Raw genomic sequence first — 17,277 nt, 5'->3', positions numbered from 1 at the left:
TGTGCAACGCATTCACTTTAGCAAACGATCGCGCACATCAAAAACCATCGGGGATTCGCACAAGGTATGTCGGCGAAAGCTGGCAACGGTGTTTGAGAACTGATTGCTGACGTGCAACACGTTTTCGTGCTGCACAAGATGCCGGGGCCAGTCACCCTCGCACGACACCGCGGTCAGGGGGGCCACGCTGCGGCCATCTTCAGCAATCGTGAGCACCGCAATGAGGTTGCTGCCGCGCACTCCGAGATACGCGTGACGGCTGTCGGGCGAGATTGCGATAGCAGAAGCGTGGTCGCCGTCACGCGCCTCCGGAAGCGAGATCGCGCAGAGTTGATGAAACTCGCGATCGCGCCACTCATAAACGATGACCCCCAGCCCAAGCTCTCCCAGAACGAAGAAGACGTTGTTGGGGCGAGCCACAATATCGCGCGGACCGAACCCGGCCGGCAATACCACCTCATCCACGGGGGTCAGCGCGAAATTGCGGTAATCAAAGATTCGGATGCGGTCAGCGCCAAGATCAAGTGTGACCAGGGTGTGGTCGTCAACAAATAGCGAAGAGTGGGCGTGCGGCCCTTCTTGTTCAGGTCGGGGGCCCCCGCCGGTGGTCTGTACTGATCCACGGTGCTGTAGCACGGCTGAGGCCCCTGAGCCCTCAGATCGTTCGATGATGCCGATAGAGCCTGTTCGGTAGTTCGCGGCGACCACAACGGAACCGTGCACGGTCAGATGGCAGGGGTACTCGCCGCCGCTGGATGCGGTGCGCCGGTTGGTGAGCGTCTCACCGACGCGGTCGAAGGCCACCACCCCGCCCGAGCGAACCATCGCTTCTGCTGCGCAGCAGCGAAATCCCTGCAGAACTACCCTCCATGCCGGCGCAGCATCCTCCCGCAAACCAACAGGACTCCGGGTGTGGGGTTGCGCTAGTGCTGTTCACGATGAAGCTCCGCAAGAGAATGGGCGAGCCCCTGCACATACGGATGCCAAGGGTCGGAAAGAACTTCGTCAAGCTCGCCAATTCCCACCACGATTCCGCGATGCATCACCGCAACGTTGGTGGAAATACGTCGGACGGCCGCGAGGTCGGCGGTGACGAGGAGTGCTGAGAATGCACGTTCCTTCTGAAGGCCAACAATCAGATCAAGAATCGCCGCCCGCGCATTAATATCGATACCGGCAGTGGGATCATCGGCAACCAACAACTGCGGTTCAAGAATCATGGATCGCGCGATCGCCACACGCTGGCGCTGCCCCTTACTCAACTCGTACGGGTAGCGGTTCATTGTGGCCAGCGGCAACCGAACCGTATCAATCAGCGTCGCGACCGCCTCCGCTGCCTCACGCTGATTGAACCGACGATCGCGCACAAAAATGGGTTCGGCAATGTTCTCGCCAATAGTAAGCCGGCCATTCAGGTGGGTTCCTGCGTCTTGGGGCAAATAGCCGACCCTGAGACTCAAACGGTCCCGTTTGCGTCGACTCACTGACCTCAATTCGACCCCCATCACGCTCAACAGACCACCACTAAAGAGTGGCGAACCGTAGGCACCGGTCTCCGCCTGGAGCGCCACCGCTTTAGCGAGAGTGCTCTTGCCAGACCCGCTCTCACCAACCACCGTCAGGACTTCACCTTCGGCAATGTCAAAACTGAGACCATTCACCGCAACGGATCGTGTTTCTGGATTGCGCGAGGGATAGCGCAGTGACAAGTCACGGGCGCTCACTGTTGGTCGAGAAGAGGTCACCTCATTAATCTACGGCAGTCAGCAACCGGAGCGCTTCGCGTCGCCCTGCTTGTTCGCGTGGATCGGGCACGGGCAGCGATGCGAGCAAACGTTGGGTGTATGGATGCTGCGGGTTTCCGAGCACATCCGAACCCACACCCTCTTCGACCAATTGTCCTTTGTATAGCACCGCAATGCGGTCAGACAGCATATCCACCACCGCGAGATCGTGGCTGATGAACAGGGCTGCGAATCCCAAATCGCGCTGCAGCTCAGCGAAAAGTTCGAGAACTTTCGCCTGCACAGACACATCGAGTGCGCTGGTCGGCTCGTCGGCGATCAGCAATCGCGGACCCAATGCTAGCGAGCGGGCAAGACTGGCACGTTGGCGTTGGCCGCCACTCAACTCGTGCGGATACCGGTCAGCAAACGTTCGAGGCAGCTGAACTGCCTCGAGCAGCTCGTTAACCCGACCACGGGCATCCTTGGCATCCTTGGCCTGGTGATGCACGATTAGGGGTTCCGCAACGCACTCCGCAATTGTCAGTAGCGGGTTAAAGCTGGATGCCGGATCCTGAAATACGAACCCGATTTCACCACGAACCGGTCGAAATTTTCGCTCCTTGAACCCCAGCATCTCGTGACCGAGAACCTGAAGCGAACCACCGGTGACCTTGTTGAGCCCCCCAATGGCACGACCGATTGTGGTCTTACCCGATCCGCTCTCCCCCACAAGGCCAAGAACCTCCCCGGGAGAAATGCTGAAACTAACGCGATCGACAGCTCGAAAGGGTGGCTTTCCGAATCGGCCGGGGAACGAGATCTCAAGGTCGGTTGCAACCACAACAGGCTCCACGTTCGTTTCGCCTCCGGCCTCTGCACGGTCAACAACTCGAGCCGCTGCGCGCGCAGCACCGGTGCCAATGCGCGGGACCGCAGCGAGCAGCTTCTGGGTGTACGGGTGCTTAGCTGAATCAAACAACTGCTGAGCGGGCGCCTCTTCCACCAGTTTGCCCTCATACATCACGGCAACCCGGTCAGAAAGGTCTGCCACAATCCCCATATTGTGGGTGATCAGGATGATCGCAGCACCGAACTCGTCACGACACCGCCGAAGTAAATCCAGAATTTCGGCCTGAACCGTGACATCCAACGCAGTGGTTGGCTCGTCAGCAACAATGAGCTCAGGCTCGAGAACAAGAGCCATAGCAATAACCACGCGCTGCTTCTGTCCCCCCGAAAACTGATGCGGATAGTAATCGACCCGCTTCTCCGGCTCCGGAATCCCAACCTTGCTCAGAATCTCGATCGCTTTGACGCGCGCCTGCTTCTTGCTGACCTTCCCGTGCGCCCTCAAACCCTCGGCGATCTGCCAACCAACAGTGAAAACCGGGTTGAGTGCCAGCGAAGGTTCCTGGAAGACCATAGCGACATCCACGCCCCGAAGCTCCCGCAGTCGCTTGCCAGACATGCCAATGACATCCTTGCCATTGAGTACGATCGCACCGCGTGAGACAGCAGTTTCGGGCAACAGACCGAGCACCGATTTGGCTGTGACGCTCTTGCCGCTGCCACTCTCGCCAACGATCGCCAGAACTTCGCCGGGAGCAAGGGTCAGCGAAACGTCATCAACCGCTTTTACGTCCCCGCCATCAGTGGCGAAAGTCACTTCAAGATTTGTGATCTCCACAATGTTGCTCATGAGCGGGCCCCCAGAGGATCGATCGGTGTCTCATCGCCATCAACGTCAACCGTGGTGAGAGCAGACGTCTCAAGAACCGGAACCGATTGGTCAGCGCGACGACGCATGCGCAGTCGCGGATCAGCGAGGTCGTTAAGGCTCTCGCCGACAAGAGTGATTCCCAGCACAACAAGCACAATTGCCGAGCCGGGAAACACTGACGTCCACCAGATGCCGCTCGTGACATCCGAAATTGACTTATTCAGGTCATAGCCCCACTCCGCCGCAGCGGACGGTTCGATACCGAAGCCGAGGAACCCCAGACCAGCCAGCGTCAAAATTGCTTCTGAGCTGTTCAGGGTGAAAATCAACGGCAGGGTGCGAGTGGCATTGCGGAATACGTGACGGAACATGATTCGTGGCGTGCTTGCGCCAAGCACCTTCGCCGACTCTACATACGCTTCCGACTTGATACGCACCGTTTCTGCACGGATCACACGGAAGTACTGCGGAATGTAGACAACCGTGATCGAGAGGGCCGCCGCAAAAACTCCGCCCCAAAAACTCGAACGACCACCGCTAATCGCAATTGCTGCAACAATCGCCAGCAGCAGAGTAGGGAACGCGTAAACGGCATCCGAGATGACAACCAGAACGCGATCAATCCAGCTACCGATGTACCCGGAAACCAGACCAAGAAGCACGCCCGCAAAAATTGACAAAGCAACCGCAACAACGATCACGAGCACCGCGGTGCGCGATCCCCAGATCACCCGAGAGAGCACGTCGTAGCCACCAACGGTGGTGCCGAGAATGTGCTGGCCGCCAGGGGGCACCTGAGCGCCAAAAGTGCCATCGTCATCGCGCAGTTGCGAGAAACCATACGGCGCAAGCAGCGGGGCGAATAGGGCAGTAAGCAGGAAGATTCCGGTCAGAAGAAGACCAGCAACGAGCATCCCGCGCTGAAGGCCAACCGATTGACGGACCTGATGAACAACGGGCAGGCGACGCCAAATACGAACAAACCGTGAGGGTACTGAAGCCATGATTAGTACCTCACTCTCGGGTCGATAATCGCCGCAACTATGTCCACGATGAAGTTGGTCAGAGCAACAATCACAGCCAGCAGCACCACAATGCCCTGCACCGCCACAAAGTCGCGTGCACCCAAATACTCGACAAGCTTGAAGCCGAGCCCCTTCCACTCAAACGTGGTCTCGGTCAGCACCGCGCCTCCCAGCAGGAGCGCGATTTGGAGACCAATAACCGTAATGATTGGGATAAGCGCAGGCTTGTAGGCGTGCTTGCGCACCAGACGGAACTCACTAACGCCACGTGAACGTGCAGAATCCACGTAGTCCATCGACAGCGAGCCGATGACGTTGGTGCGAACCAGACGCATGAAAATGCCCGCCGTCAGCAGACCGAGTGCGAGACCAGGAAGCACTGCATGAGAAAGCACATCAGCAATTGCGGCAGGGCTACCCAGCCGGATCGCATCAATCAGATAGATGCCCGTCGGATTCTCAAGAGTAGTGAGTTGCAGTTCCGTGCGAATGGATGCGCGGCCGGCGACCGGCAAAACCTTCAGCCAGACAGCAAACACCAACTTGAGCAGCAGCCCAGCAAAGAAGACCGGGGTGGCATAGGCGAGGATCGCGGCAACACGCAGCACTGCGTCGGGCCACTTGTCACGAAAATAGGCCGCAATCATCCCGAGCGGAATACCGACAACAAGGGCGACCAGGATCGCGTAGCTCGCGAGCTCGAGAGTGGCACTGCCGTAGGTCACGAGAAGTTCTGAGACCGGACGACCGTCAGTAATCGCCGTACCGAAGTTACCAGTGAAAATTTGGCCCAAATATTCAAAATACTGAACCAAGATCGGGCGGTCGTAGCCGGCCGAACTGATCCGCTCTGCCAGCTGGGCGGCAGTAAGCCGCCCACCGAGTGCGGCCGTGATGGGATCACCAATTGATCGCATCAACACAAAAACCAATGTGACGAGGATGAAGATGGTGGGAAAAATCAGGAGAAAGCGAACGATGAGAAAACGAGCGAGAGGATTTGTGATTCCCCGAGGTCGCCGGGTAGGCGCTGAAGTTGGTGCCGGATCAATGACGGCGAAAGCAGACTGCGACATACCTACCTATCGTGCAGAGGATGGAGACGAGGAGGTGACCCACATTGACTGTGGGCCACCCCCTGTTCGTCACAACGCTAGGCCGAAACCTAACCGGGGCGATTTAGTGCTATTTTGCCAAGCTGCCGAAGCGGAACTTGAACGAACCATCGAGCGTAGCTCCGGTAACGTCCTTGCCCGTAACAGCGATCTGCGCTCCCTGAAGGAACGGCACGGTCGACAGCTGTGCTGCAACCTTTGCTTGGATCTCCTCAATCATTCCCTCACGCGTGGCAGGGTCAAGTTCGGTTGCTTGAGCCACGATCAAATCGTTGACTTCAGCATCCGCATAGTGGTTACCGAGGAAGTTACCTTCACCGAAGAACGGGGCCAGATAGTTATCGGCGTCGGAGTAGTCAGGGAACCAACCCAGCTGATAGGCGGGGTAAGCATCTGCTGAGCGCTCCTTAGCGTAGGTGACCCACTCAGTCGACTGGAGATTGACATCGAAGATTCCCTCCGCCTCAAGCTGACTCTCAACAAGCGCGTACTCGTCACCCGAGGACTCACCGTAGTGGTCTGGGTTGTACTGAAGGTTGAGTGTCACAGGAGTTTCTACTCCAGCATCAGCAAGACGCTTTTGCGCAGCCTCAGTGCTGGGTCCACCATCGCCGTCGCCGTAGAGATCCTTGAGGACCTCGGTTGCGCCGGTGAGTCCGTCGGGAACGTAGGAGTACAGCGGCAGGTAGGTGCCCTTGTAAACCTGGTCAGAAATTTCCTGGCGGTTGATGAGGTCAGCAACGGCTCCCCGAACGGCGAGCGACTTCGCGGCATCAGCCTCGGGAGTCTTTGCACCGAAGGGCTGGGTGTCGAAGTTGAATACGATGTAGCGGATTTCTCCACCGGGGCCTACGACGACATTGACATTGTCATTGCCTTCGAGGTCGGCAACGTCCGTAGCGGAAAGGCTGCGGTGCGCAACATCGATGTTGCCCTCTTGAACATCGAGCTTCAGGTTCGAAGCATCGGTGTAGTACTTGAGCGTGATGCTGTCGGTCTCCGGTGCACCCAAAACGCCCCGGTAGTCAGCATTGGCCTTGAACGACACAATGTTGTTGAAATCGTAGCTGTCGATAACGTACTGGCCAGCAAACGCATTACCCGCGACGATATCATCGTCTGGAGTCACTGCATCGGCGGCAAATACTTCTTCATCGACGATTGGGGCTGCGGGGCTTGAAAGGATTTGCGCAAACGTCTGGTCGTTCCCGTTTTTCAGGTTAAAGACCACGGTCGTGTCGTCGACCGCGTCGACGCTCTCGATGTTTCCCAGCAGCACAGACGGGCCATTCTCGTCAGCGATGGCGACTTGACGGTCAAAGCTGAACTTCACATCAGAAGACGTGAGCTCGTTGCCGTTGGCGAAGGTGAGACCTTCTTTGAGTACAACCGTGTACTCATCGTCGCTCGTGTACTCCGCTGACTCCGCAATGTCTGGTTCAACATCGGAGGTGCCGAGCGGGGAGTTGAGCAGGAACGGGAAAACCTGGTTCATTAGCGCAAACGAACCGTTGTCGTAGGAACCGGCCGGATCAAGGAACGTGACCTTGTCGGTCGTGCCTACGATAAGCGACTCGGAACCGCCACCGCCGGAGGAGTCTCCTCCAGCTTGGCAGCCGGTCAAAGCGAGCGCGAACGCTGCTGAACCGGCAACTACAGCAAGGACTCGCTTGCTGTTCTTGGATGCGGATGTCATATCCGTCCACCTCTTCCTATTACGTGCAGAAAATGCGACGACGCTTTGTGGGCGCCGCGCATCCTAATTCCTCAGTCCTAACACATAGTGAGCCGCAACATCTAGGTTGTTGGCATCCTAATGATCGATGTTTACACGAACGCAACGAAGTGGGGAGAACAACTAATCGTCGCGAAGTGCTCGGCGCTCAGCCTCAATCCTCATCAGATCGCGCTGAGTTTGAACGTAAACGGCAGGATCACTCTCCCGGTCCATGCGCTGAAGCACCCCCAGTAGCTCACGCTTCTGTCGAAGCAGATCGCGCTCAACAAGGTCAGTGGTTACCTGAACGCAGTAGACAGGAATGCGATCTTCGCGCTCAGGAATGGGGGCGACGCTCAATTGCTTCACGAAAGTGGCGAACGACTGCGGCACCTCATCGGCGACCGCCGAGGCCCACCCGGGGAGCAGTGCGCGCTCAACCTGGGACGCAATCGCATCGCGAACAACCGACAGGGTGCTGTCAGCAAACGAGATTTGCGTGAGCTTCTGGATGAGCTCGTCACCGACAATATCCGGATGCTGCAACACCGCCATGAGGGCGTCGCGCTCAAGGCGCGTCGTTGCGTCAGTCTTGAGGCTCATGATCGAAGGACCGCGCTGTTCTGGCACTTCCGTCACCGCGCCACCGGAGCCACTCCCGCCGCCAGACTCGGAGCCTGAACGCATACCCGAACCCGCACCAGAACCGGCCGACGAAGACGTCGGAGCGTGAGAGCTTGCGGGCACCTGACGTTTGGCCGAAGTCACCGCACTCTGAACATCGGAAGGATCCATCCCCAGCCAGCCCGCAACACTGCGCACATACCCGATTCCGAGCGCCTGGTCACGAATGCCCGCAACCACCGGCGCCGCCGCGCGAAGAGCAGCCACCCGACCCTCAACAGTCTCCAGATCGTGCACAGCCAGCTCTCGACGAATCTTGAACTCAAACATGGGCTTGCGGGTGCTGACGAGCCGCCGAACAGCACCGTCACCCTTCTTGAGCCGCAAATCGCACGGATCGAGACCGTCGGGGGCCACCGCAACAAAAGTTTGCGCGGCGAAACGGTGCTCCTCAGCGAACGCACGATTGGCGGCATTCTGGCCCGCCTCATCCGGATCGAACGTAAAAATAACTTCGCCGGTGGCGGTGGTATCAGCGTTGTCATAGTCGCCGATCATCCGTCTAACAATCTTGATGTGGTCCACCCCAAACGCGGTGCCACAGGTCGCAACCGCCGTCGTGACGCCGGCAAGATGGCAAGCCATGACATCCGTATACCCCTCAACAACAACAATCTGTTTGCCGCGCGAAATGTCCTTCTTAGCGAGATCGAGCCCGTACAACACTTGGCTCTTGTGGTAAACGGGAGTTTCCGGCGTATTAAGGTACTTGGGGCCCTTGTCATCATCGAGCAACCGTCGCGCACCAAAACCGAGTGTTTGCCCCGTAACATCCCGGATCGGCCACACCAGCCGCCCCCGGAAACGGTCATAAAAGTCGCCGCGCTCCCCCTTGCCGATCAACCCAGCGATCACCAGTTCATCTGACGTGAAACCCAGAGTGCTGAGGTGCCGAGTGAGCGCACCGCCACGCGGCGCAAACCCGATAACGAAACGCTCGGCAGCAGACTGGTCGAAACCGCGCTCCCCCAAAAAGTTGCGCCCCGGTTCGGCTTCAGGAGTCGCCAACTGGGCAACAAAGAAGTCGGATGCCGCCTGATTCGCTGCCAAAATTCGGGCGCGGTTGCCATGGTCGGTCGCTGCCCCACCATCTTCGTAATGCAGCTCGTAGCTAATGCGCCCCGCAAGACGCTCAACAGCTTCAGAGAATGAGACGTGATCCATCCGCTGCAAGAACGTGAAAACATCACCGCCCTCACCGCAACCAAAACAGTGGTAAAAACCGACCTGAGGCCGCACATGGAAGCTAGGACTGCGCTCTTCGTGAAACGGACACAGCCCCTTCATCGACCCAGAGCCCGCGCTCTTGAGGGCAACATAGTCGCCCACAATATCGGCGAGGTTGGTGCGCGAACGCACCTCGTCAATATCGCTTCGTCGAATCAGGCCAGCCACAATCGTAATTGTAGGCTCACCGGCCGGTGACTCTAGCCAACCAGTCGTGTATGCCAGGCGATCGCCGACTGATCGGTCAGACTGGCCACCTGATCGACCACCGCACGTTTGCGCTGAGGATCAGTCACGGCAGCATCCCAATCGGATTGGAATCCCGAATCGAGGTTGCGCGGAGCCGTCCACAACAACACATCAGCAAGCTCGGTGAGCACATCTTGCTGCTGCCGGTAAATCGGACGACGCGCGTTAATAGACATCACGAAGGCAGCAACAATGCCCTTCAGCACCGCGATCTCCGCCTGAATCTCGTGCGGCACGATCAAGCTCCCCCCAAAACGCGCCAGCGCATCAGTGGCATGGGCCTCACGAGTGGCCTGAACCGCGGCCCCCGCAAAACGACCGATGAGTTGACTCGTAAGATTCTTGAGTCGCCCATGTGCCGCACGGCTCCCATCCCACCGGTCAATCCACTGTTCGAGGAGATCGAGACGGTCAAAGGCGGCAATGAGTTGGTCGTGAGTGAATTCGCCGCCAATCCACTCAAACATCGAATCCACAAGATCATCATGATTAACGCGGGCACCAAGCGCAGTGACATCAATGAAATCGCCAACAATGGCATCCTCGAAATCGTGAACCGAATAGGCGATGTCGTCAGAGAGATCCATCACCTGAGCTTCGATGCAGCGCTGGCGGTCAGGGGCCCCGGCCCGCAACCACTCGAAAGCTGCCATATCGTCGTCAAAAAAACCATACTTGCTGCGACCGCTCGGATCAAGGATTCCCTGAGCGCTCGGCCACGGATACTTAGTGCTCGCATCCAGGCTGGCACGCGTCAGGTTCAGGCCGAAGCTCACCCCATCGCAACCGAAAACTTTTGGCTCGATACGGGTCAGAATGCGCAGCGTCTGCGCGTTGCCCTCGAAACCCCCAATATCAGCCGCCCACTCGTTGAGAGCGCGTTCGCCATTGTGCCCAAACGGCGGATGCCCAAGATCGTGAGACAAACACGCGGTGTCAACCACATCGGGGTCAAGCCCCAAGCTGTCAGCCAACTCACGCCCGACCTGCGCCACCTCAAGCGAATGCGTCAGCCTAGTGCGAGCAAAATCTGCGCCCATTGTCGGGCTGAGCACCTGAGTTTTGGCCGCAAGACGGCGAAGCGCACTCGAATGCAGCACGCGCGCACGATCCCGCGCAAAGTCACTACGCCGACTCGAATGCTGCTCGGGCAACCATCGTTCGCTATCGGCCTCCGAATATCCCCTAGCCTCCACTGGTGCTCAGTTCTGCCTGATTGAGCTCGCTGCGATGAGTCTCCTGCAATTCGCGGCTATCGAGCCACCCCTGCGGAAGCGACGGCCTCTTCGGGGTTCCCGCGCGACCGCGCTGACCCTCCGCATCCGCACCCGGATACTGCTGATCCCCATCCAACTGGCCAAGCAGATCATCAAGCTGCGCAAGAGACTGCACCGTGGCCATCGCCGCACGCAGCCCACCACCAACCGCATACCCCTTGAAATACCATGCAACATGTTTACGGATGTCGCGGCAAGCACGATCCTCCTCACCAAAAAACTCAACGAGCAACTCTGCGTGCCGCTTGAAAGCGGCCGCCACCTCGCCAAGGCTGGGCTCCGCCTTAAGGGTTTCGCCACGGAAAGCGGCGGCGAGGTCACCAAAAAGCCAAGGACGACCAAGGCAACCGCGGCCGACCACAACACCATCGCATCCGGTCTCATCGACCATGCGCAGCGCATCCGCTGCACTCCAAATGTCTCCGTTGCCCAAAATGGGCGTATCGGTGATGGTGTTCTTGAGCTTCTCGATCGCCGACCAGTCAGCAGTGCCCGAATAGAACTCGGCGGCGGTGCGCGCGTGCAGGGCGATGCTGGCAGCGCCGGCACCGGAAGCCACCCGAGCCGCCTCCAGATAGGTGAGGTGATCGGAGTCAATACCCTTGCGCATTTTGATCGTCAGCGGAACATCACCGGCGGCCTTGACAGCACCCTCCACAATGTTGCGAAAGAGATCGATCTTCCACGGAAGCGCCGCACCCCCACCCTTGCGAGTAACTTTGGGCACCGGGCATCCAAAATTCAAATCAATGTGATCAGCGCGGTCTTCCGCCACCAACATCGTCACCGCCTCAGCAACCGTCGTGGGGTCAACGCCATAAAGCTGGATGCTGCGAGTCGTCTCCGACTCATGGTGCGTGATCAGGCGCATACTCTCCGGTGTGCGCTCAACCAGCGCTCGGCTCGTGATCATTTCGCTGACATACAGGCCAGCGCCGTACTCGCGGCACAGGCGGCGAAAAGCGGTGTTCGTGATCCCCGCCATGGGTGCCAAAACGACCGGAACATCGAGATCAAGTCGTCCGATCGACAGCGGTGGCGCGACACGCGGGTCAGCAGGGGCAAGAATAGTCACAGACTGATTGTCCCACGGCGCGCCTCAAACAGCGCCGCCCCTACCGGGAGGCTCCCATTGCCGTTAGAAACCAGACTCCCTCGCCGGGTCGTGACGGCCAAAATTGTGCGGAGCAGGCAGGGCAACTGATGGCAATCGACAATCACCCCAACGTCTTTCGCTTCGAAGGCCACACCTGGGTGAGCATGGCGGACCGTGACAACGCGATCGCTCAACTTCGCACTCAACGAGCGTGGGATGCCTCAAACGCAAAACTTCAGCGCTGGTGGATTGCCATCGCGATCGGAGCCGTTGCCGGCGTTGCCATAACTCTGGCGCTCGGTACAGCAGCACAATTAGACCCCACCGTGTACCTGCTGTCGCTACCGTTCGGATTTGGGGTCGGTGCCATAGCCGGAGCGCTCATCAATAAACGATTCGCTGCTCCCGAAGGGCATCATGCATCACTGCCGGCGCGCCCCACAACAGTGGCGCTCACCAAGGTTCCGCCGCGCGTGGCACGCGAGGCCCCCCTTGGCGCTAGCGCCGAAGAGATTATCGAGTGGTCTAACCGCGGCTTTGTCGGCTAGGTATCGTGCTGCAGGGCTTGGCGCTGCTGGGCGCGGTGCTGCAGTGCCTGATGCTGCAGGGCGCGGCTGACGCGACAGACCTCAGTCGGCTCTAGACGAGGCCCTCATCGATTTGACGGTTCACGAAGGCCTGCGAGTGATGGTCGTCAACGAGGCACGCGTCACCCTCGCAGAGCCCCACATTGGGGTCGCCGACCTGTTGAAGGGCAAGGGTCGGGATCGGCTTTGTAGCGGCGTCCATGGGTTACGCATCTCTTTCGGTAAGTACCTGTGTGAGAACGTTAGCGAAAGTTTCGCTTTCTTGCGCGCCTGAAACTCCATATTTGCCGTCAATCACAAAGAACGGCACGCCCTGAATGCCATATTCCCAGGCAAGGGCCATGTCAGCTTTGACGGCAGGCAGGTACTCGCTTGAGTTGAGAACACGCAGAACGTCGTCACGATCAAAACCAATGGATGCCGCAATGTCGGCAAGATCGTCGACCCTTCCAACATGCTCGGTCTTCACAAAGTAGGCCTCGAGGAGGCGCTCTTTCATCTCCAGCTGACGACCGTGGGCCTTCGCATAGTGAAGAAGCTCGTGCGCTTTCACCGTGTTGGTCTGATGAATATGTTCGTAGTCATAGTCGAGACCCAGGCTCGTGGCAATGTCAGTTACGCGGGTCAGCATCTCTTCTACCTGTGGCATCGGGAGACCTTTGCGTTCGCTCAGGAACTGGGTCGGGGTGCCCTCATACTCAACCGGGGTATCGGGTGCCAGCTCAAAAGAGTGGTACTCGATATCGACCGCTACTCCCGAGCTTTCAACCGCAGCTTCGAAGCGCCGCTTTCCGATGTAGCACCATGGGCACTGAACATCAGACCAGATGTCGACTTTCACGGGCTCACCCAGTGTCGCGTTCTCCGGCTCCGCTTCGGTTGCCGTTGCTGCTTCTGCTGTTGCGTCATCCACTCTCTCCTCAACAGCCCTGAGCTCTAGGTATTCCCGCCTCTCCACCGCCCGCCTCGCCGGTTCCCGTTCGTTCCAGTTGCAAATTCAGGAATTTGCACAAAGGCTGGCTGGGTACCCGCCATATCCCGGCTGTGTCAAATCTCATCCAGCAGGAAGTCCTGAATTTCCGGAGCGACGCGAGGCCGGCGATGCCAGCGCCACGCTGACTGCCCGATAGAAGAGATCCCACTGGGTGAATACCATTTTGGCGCTCACGCTCAGGGCATGAAAACCGGCGATCGTGATCTGGATGCTTTTCAGGTGGTCTTCTTCGAACGTGTCCGCGTGAAACCGCTTTCCGTTAATCTCGAGCCCGACCACATCATCGATGACCATGTCGATTCGCTTATTTCCGACGGCGACCTGAATTTCAACGCGGTGACCAGCGAGCCTCAATCGCGTGCGTGCAAGGCTTTCGGGAAGGCTGTCGGAACGCCCATCCACCCACGACTCAATCCACCGCTTGTGCCTGGGCAGGCTCAGTATCAACTGCTCAAGCCCGAAGGTGTCCAGGCGTCTCGAATACAGCGCCCAATCGATAGCAGCGACCGCAGTTTCGAGATCCTCATCCGAGACCACTCTTCGAAGAGCCTCAGCCAAGCTGACGTGCCAAGTGGATCCGCGTTCGCTGGTAGATGGCGGATCCCAATGCACACAGATCCCGCGGCTAGCTCCGATAGGTTTTCGTCGGTTCCACTGGCTGCGCAATCGTGCCGCATTCTGCGGCACAGAAACGTGAAGCAGGTGCTCTCCGAGAACCCACCCGCCCCAATCGACGATGGCGGATATCCCCGTCAGCCGTCCGCCGACCCGAACCGCTCTCACTCGCCGGGACCCAAGATCCATCGTTGTGTACCAACCTTGGCGGGCTCTCGCTACCGAGCCGTCTCTCACCGCCCGGGTTAGGTCCCAATCTCGCGCACCCCGAGCCACCAGCTGGCGCTTCTGCGCGAAACCGCCCAACTCGTTAACCAGCGCCTGAATGTCTGCCATAACGAGAGCATCGCAGCGAGTGTCGGTGGGCGATCGGAAGCAGCCGTGATCGGTGGACTTGCGGCTTTCACCACGGCTGTGGAGTAGCTGCCAGCTTCGGAAATTCAGGAAATGGGCAGAGTCGCGGGAGAGTTTGACCGTCTTCGGTGCACCCAACAGCGCACAGTCCCACGATTTCCTGAATTTCCGTGGAAGCATGGAGCGCTGCGGGAGCGGGAGCGCTGCGGGAGCGGGAGCGCTGCGGGAGCGGGAGCGCTGCGGGAGCGGGAGCGCAAGCGCCGCCGGAGCGGGAGCGCCGCCGGAGCGGGGGGCTCTCGCCGCGAAATACGCTGGCGGCCCCGCGCGGCGACTAGCAGCCGATGAGCTCCTGCGCGAGATAGGCGCGCAGTCCCTCAAGGGGGATGCGCTGCTGTTCCATCGAATCGCGCTCACGGATCGTCACAGCGTCATCGTCAAGCGAATCGAAGTCGACGGTGACACAGAATGGCGTGCCGATTTCATCTTGACGACGGTAACGACGACCGATGGCACCAGCATCATCGAAGTCCACGTTCCAGTACTTACGCAGGTCGGCGGCAACACTTCGTGCCAGCGGCGAGAGGCGTTCATTGCGCGAGAGCGGCAGAACAGCAACCTTCACCGGCGAAAGTCGGCGATCAAGGCGCAGCACGGTGCGCTTATCGATGCCGCCCTTAGCGTTGGGAGCCTCGTCTTCGGCATACGCGTCGATGAGGAAAGCCATAAGCGCGCGGGTAAGGCCAAACGCCGGCTCAATCACGTAGGGTGTCCAGCGCTCATCCTTGGCCTGATCGAAGTACGACAGGTCGGCACCGGATGCTTCGGAGTGTGTGCGCAGGTCAAAGTCGGTGCGGTTGGCGATACCCATAAGCTCGCCCCATTCACTACCGGCGAAGCGGAAACGATACTCAACATCCACGGTTCGCTTGGAGTAGTGCGAGAGCTTTTCTTGCTCATGCTCATAGAAGCGAAGGTTATCGGGGTTGATGCCGAGGTCGGTGTACCACCGCATGGACTCGTCGACCCAGTACTGGTGCCACTGCTCATCCGTGCCGGGCTCGACAAAGAATTCCATCTCCATCTGCTCAAACTCACGGGTGCGGAAGATGAAGTTGCCGGGCGTGATTTCGTTGCGGAACGATTTGCCCACCTGACCAATACCGAAGGGCGGCTTCATGCGTGCAGCGCCCATGACGTTGGCGAAGTTGGTGAAGATTCCCTGAGCAGTCTCGGGGCGCAGGTAATGCAGACCCTCTTCGTTGTCGACGGGGCCAAGGAAGGTCTTGAGGAGGCCGGAGAAGTTTTGCGGTTCGGTCCACGATCCCGGCTGTCCGGTGTCGGGATCACGAATGTCAGCAAGCCCATTTGCCGGCGGATGCCCGTGCTTCTCTTCGTACGCTTCAAGTAGGTGGTCGGCACGGTAGCGCTTGTGGGTGTGCAGCGATTCCACGAGCGGGTCAGAGAATACCTCTACGTGACCGGATGCTTCCCACACTTTGCGGGGAAGGATGACGGCCGAGTCGATGCCAACAACGTCGTCGCGGCCCTGAACAATGGTCTGCCACCACTGTTTTTTGATGTTCTCTTTGAGGGCGGTTCCCAGCGGGCCGTAGTCCCAGGCTGAGCGTGAGCCGCCATAAATCTCTCCCGATTGGAAGACGAATCCTCGGCGCTTAGCGAGGTTGATGACGGCGTCGAGGGGGTTAGGCGTAGCCACAGAAACTCCAATGGTCAGCCGAGCTGGATGCCCGGTCGGCGAGAGTCCAGCTTAGCTAAGCACGGAGTGCCGCAATGACCGCCGCCACGTCGTCGTCGGTATTCCATAAATGGAATGCTGCACGAAGCCGACCGGCACGCCCCGAAGCAGTAATCCCTGCCGCTTCTAGTTTCACGAGGTCGGCACCACTCTCGTCAGGCCACGTCACGATCGCCCGATCCTGTTGTTCGATCCCCAGGGCATCGCACAGCATGTTTCCGAGGCGGATGGAGTGCTCCCACACTTCAGCAATGTCTATATTCGCGAACAGCTCAATGGAGTGCTCGGCACCCACCCAGGCCTGCCAGGCGGGGGAAACATCGAACTGGCGAGCATCCGTAGCCAGCGTCATATCGGGCCCGTAGACGCTGCACCAAATATCCTCTCCCGCATACCAGCCGGCCTGCACCGGCGTGATGTGCTCGGCAAAATCTTCGGAGATCGTGAGAAAGGCGACGCCGCGGGGCGCACACAACCACTTGTAGGCGTGGCAGACGGTTGCGTCGAATCGGCTGGCATCCACGGGATGGACTCCCGCAGCCTGAGTGACGTCGCAGAGGGTGCGGGCACCATGGCGTGCGGCCGCTCGGGTGATGGCCTCGACGTCGGCGACGGCTCCGTTGCACGACTGGATGAGGGAAAACACGACAAGGTTCGTCGTGTCGCTGACAGCTTCGGCGAGTTCTGCGAGGGGCACCGAACGCACGGTGAGGCCCTGTTGTTGCAAGAACGGGAAGACGATGGAGGTGAAATCTGAGGTGACACACACCACTTCTGAGCCCGCAGGCAGTGAGCACGCGATCACCGAGGCGAGCACGGAGGTTTGAGAACCAATCGCGACCCGGCTCGCGTTGACGCCAACAAGCTTCGCGTAGTGCGCCCGGGTGCGTTCGACAATATCGCCGTAGTCCATGGGCTCACTCTCGGCAGCAGACCAGCGTTGAAGTTCCTCAGCAAGAGCGGTAACAGCGGCTCGCGGCGGGAGGCCCATGGTGGCGGCGGCAAGATAGCCGCGCGTGTGCGTGAAGCTCTCGATTGCGTTGGCGAGTGCCGTGGATGTCATGTCTCTCATAGTGCCGCGAACCGATACATGCAACAAGGGCATGATTGGGATATAAAGCATCATATTCAGTT

The 17,277-nt window shown here is 59.0% G+C and carries 15 protein-coding genes; 1 reads left to right on the top strand and 14 read right to left on the bottom strand.

Annotated elements, in window-relative coordinates:
* Positions 1 to 12: 12 nt before the first annotated feature.
* From FB472_RS13550 to dusB, 9 genes are all read right to left on the bottom strand, one after another.
* Positions 13 to 825 (bottom strand): lactonase family protein, encoded by an 813-nt coding sequence (locus tag FB472_RS13550; RefSeq protein ID WP_215730452.1) that lies wholly within the window; start codon positions 823 to 825, stop codon positions 13 to 15.
* Positions 826 to 923: 98 nt separating this feature from the next.
* A complete protein-coding gene (locus FB472_RS13545) occupies positions 924 to 1,745 on the bottom strand; it encodes an ATP-binding cassette domain-containing protein (protein ID WP_246078238.1) in 822 nt (273 codons plus the stop codon).
* 4 nt (positions 1,746 to 1,749) lie between these two features.
* Positions 1,750 to 3,426 carry an ABC transporter ATP-binding protein gene (locus FB472_RS13540; protein ID WP_141991332.1) on the bottom strand — a complete coding sequence of 559 codons (1,677 nt, stop codon included), beginning with the start codon at positions 3,424 to 3,426 and terminating at the stop codon, positions 1,750 to 1,752.
* A complete protein-coding gene (locus tag FB472_RS13535) occupies positions 3,423 to 4,451 on the bottom strand; it encodes an ABC transporter permease (RefSeq protein WP_141991331.1) in 1,029 nt (342 codons plus the stop codon). Before FB472_RS13535 ends, FB472_RS13540 begins: the two co-directional genes overlap by 4 nt.
* A 2-nt stretch (positions 4,452 to 4,453) precedes the next feature.
* A complete protein-coding gene (locus tag FB472_RS13530; RefSeq protein WP_141991330.1) occupies positions 4,454 to 5,548 on the bottom strand; it encodes an ABC transporter permease in 1,095 nt (364 codons plus the stop codon).
* A gap of 109 nt (positions 5,549 to 5,657) precedes the next feature.
* Complete coding sequence (locus tag FB472_RS13525; RefSeq protein ID WP_141991329.1) at positions 5,658 to 7,283, bottom strand: ABC transporter substrate-binding protein; 1,626 nt, start codon at positions 7,281 to 7,283, stop codon at positions 5,658 to 5,660.
* A gap of 162 nt (positions 7,284 to 7,445) precedes the next feature.
* Positions 7,446 to 9,383 carry a DNA primase gene (gene dnaG, locus FB472_RS13520; RefSeq protein ID WP_141991328.1) on the bottom strand — a complete coding sequence of 646 codons (1,938 nt, stop codon included), beginning with the start codon at positions 9,381 to 9,383 and terminating at the stop codon, positions 7,446 to 7,448.
* Positions 9,384 to 9,415: 32 nt separating this feature from the next.
* Complete coding sequence (locus tag FB472_RS13515) at positions 9,416 to 10,660, bottom strand: deoxyguanosinetriphosphate triphosphohydrolase (RefSeq protein ID WP_141991327.1); 1,245 nt, start codon at positions 10,658 to 10,660, stop codon at positions 9,416 to 9,418.
* Entirely contained in the window at positions 10,650 to 11,816 is a 1,167-nt protein-coding gene (gene dusB, locus FB472_RS13510) for a tRNA dihydrouridine synthase DusB (RefSeq protein ID WP_141991326.1), read from the bottom strand. The genes FB472_RS13515 and dusB overlap by 11 nt, the downstream gene beginning before the upstream one ends.
* Before the next feature lie 128 nt (positions 11,817 to 11,944).
* Here dusB and FB472_RS13505 point away from each other — a divergent pair, with 128 nt between their 5' ends.
* Positions 11,945 to 12,385, top strand: a complete 441-nt coding sequence (locus FB472_RS13505; protein WP_141991325.1) for a hypothetical protein — start codon at positions 11,945 to 11,947, stop codon at positions 12,383 to 12,385.
* Between the two features lie 91 nt (positions 12,386 to 12,476).
* Here FB472_RS13505 and FB472_RS14100 read toward each other — a convergent pair whose 3' ends face one another.
* From FB472_RS14100 to FB472_RS13485, 5 genes are all read right to left on the bottom strand, one after another.
* Positions 12,477 to 12,626, bottom strand: a complete 150-nt coding sequence (locus tag FB472_RS14100) for a hypothetical protein (protein ID WP_170192100.1) — start codon at positions 12,624 to 12,626, stop codon at positions 12,477 to 12,479.
* Positions 12,627 to 12,629: 3 nt separating this feature from the next.
* Positions 12,630 to 13,277: a DsbA family oxidoreductase gene (locus tag FB472_RS13500; RefSeq protein WP_141991596.1), complete on the bottom strand. Its 648-nt coding sequence runs from the start codon at positions 13,275 to 13,277 to the stop codon at positions 12,630 to 12,632.
* Between the two features lie 201 nt (positions 13,278 to 13,478).
* The gene (locus tag FB472_RS13495) at positions 13,479 to 14,369 is read right to left on the bottom strand and encodes a glycyl-tRNA synthetase (RefSeq protein ID WP_141991324.1); all 891 of its coding nucleotides are present in this window, start codon (positions 14,367 to 14,369) and stop codon (positions 13,479 to 13,481) included.
* 349 nt (positions 14,370 to 14,718) lie between these two features.
* Positions 14,719 to 16,104 carry a glycine--tRNA ligase gene (locus tag FB472_RS13490; protein ID WP_141991323.1) on the bottom strand — a complete coding sequence of 462 codons (1,386 nt, stop codon included), beginning with the start codon at positions 16,102 to 16,104 and terminating at the stop codon, positions 14,719 to 14,721.
* Positions 16,105 to 16,159: 55 nt separating this feature from the next.
* Positions 16,160 to 17,206 (bottom strand): aminotransferase class V-fold PLP-dependent enzyme, encoded by a 1,047-nt coding sequence (locus FB472_RS13485; protein WP_141991322.1) that lies wholly within the window; start codon positions 17,204 to 17,206, stop codon positions 16,160 to 16,162.
* Positions 17,207 to 17,277 lie beyond the last annotated feature (71 nt).

It is taken from the genome of Rhodoglobus vestalii (assembly GCF_006788895.1).
GTDB classification, from domain to species: domain Bacteria; phylum Actinomycetota; class Actinomycetes; order Actinomycetales; family Microbacteriaceae; genus Rhodoglobus; species Rhodoglobus vestalii.
Note: the sequence above shows the minus strand (reverse complement) of the source record. Positions and strands in the feature narration are given on the sequence as shown.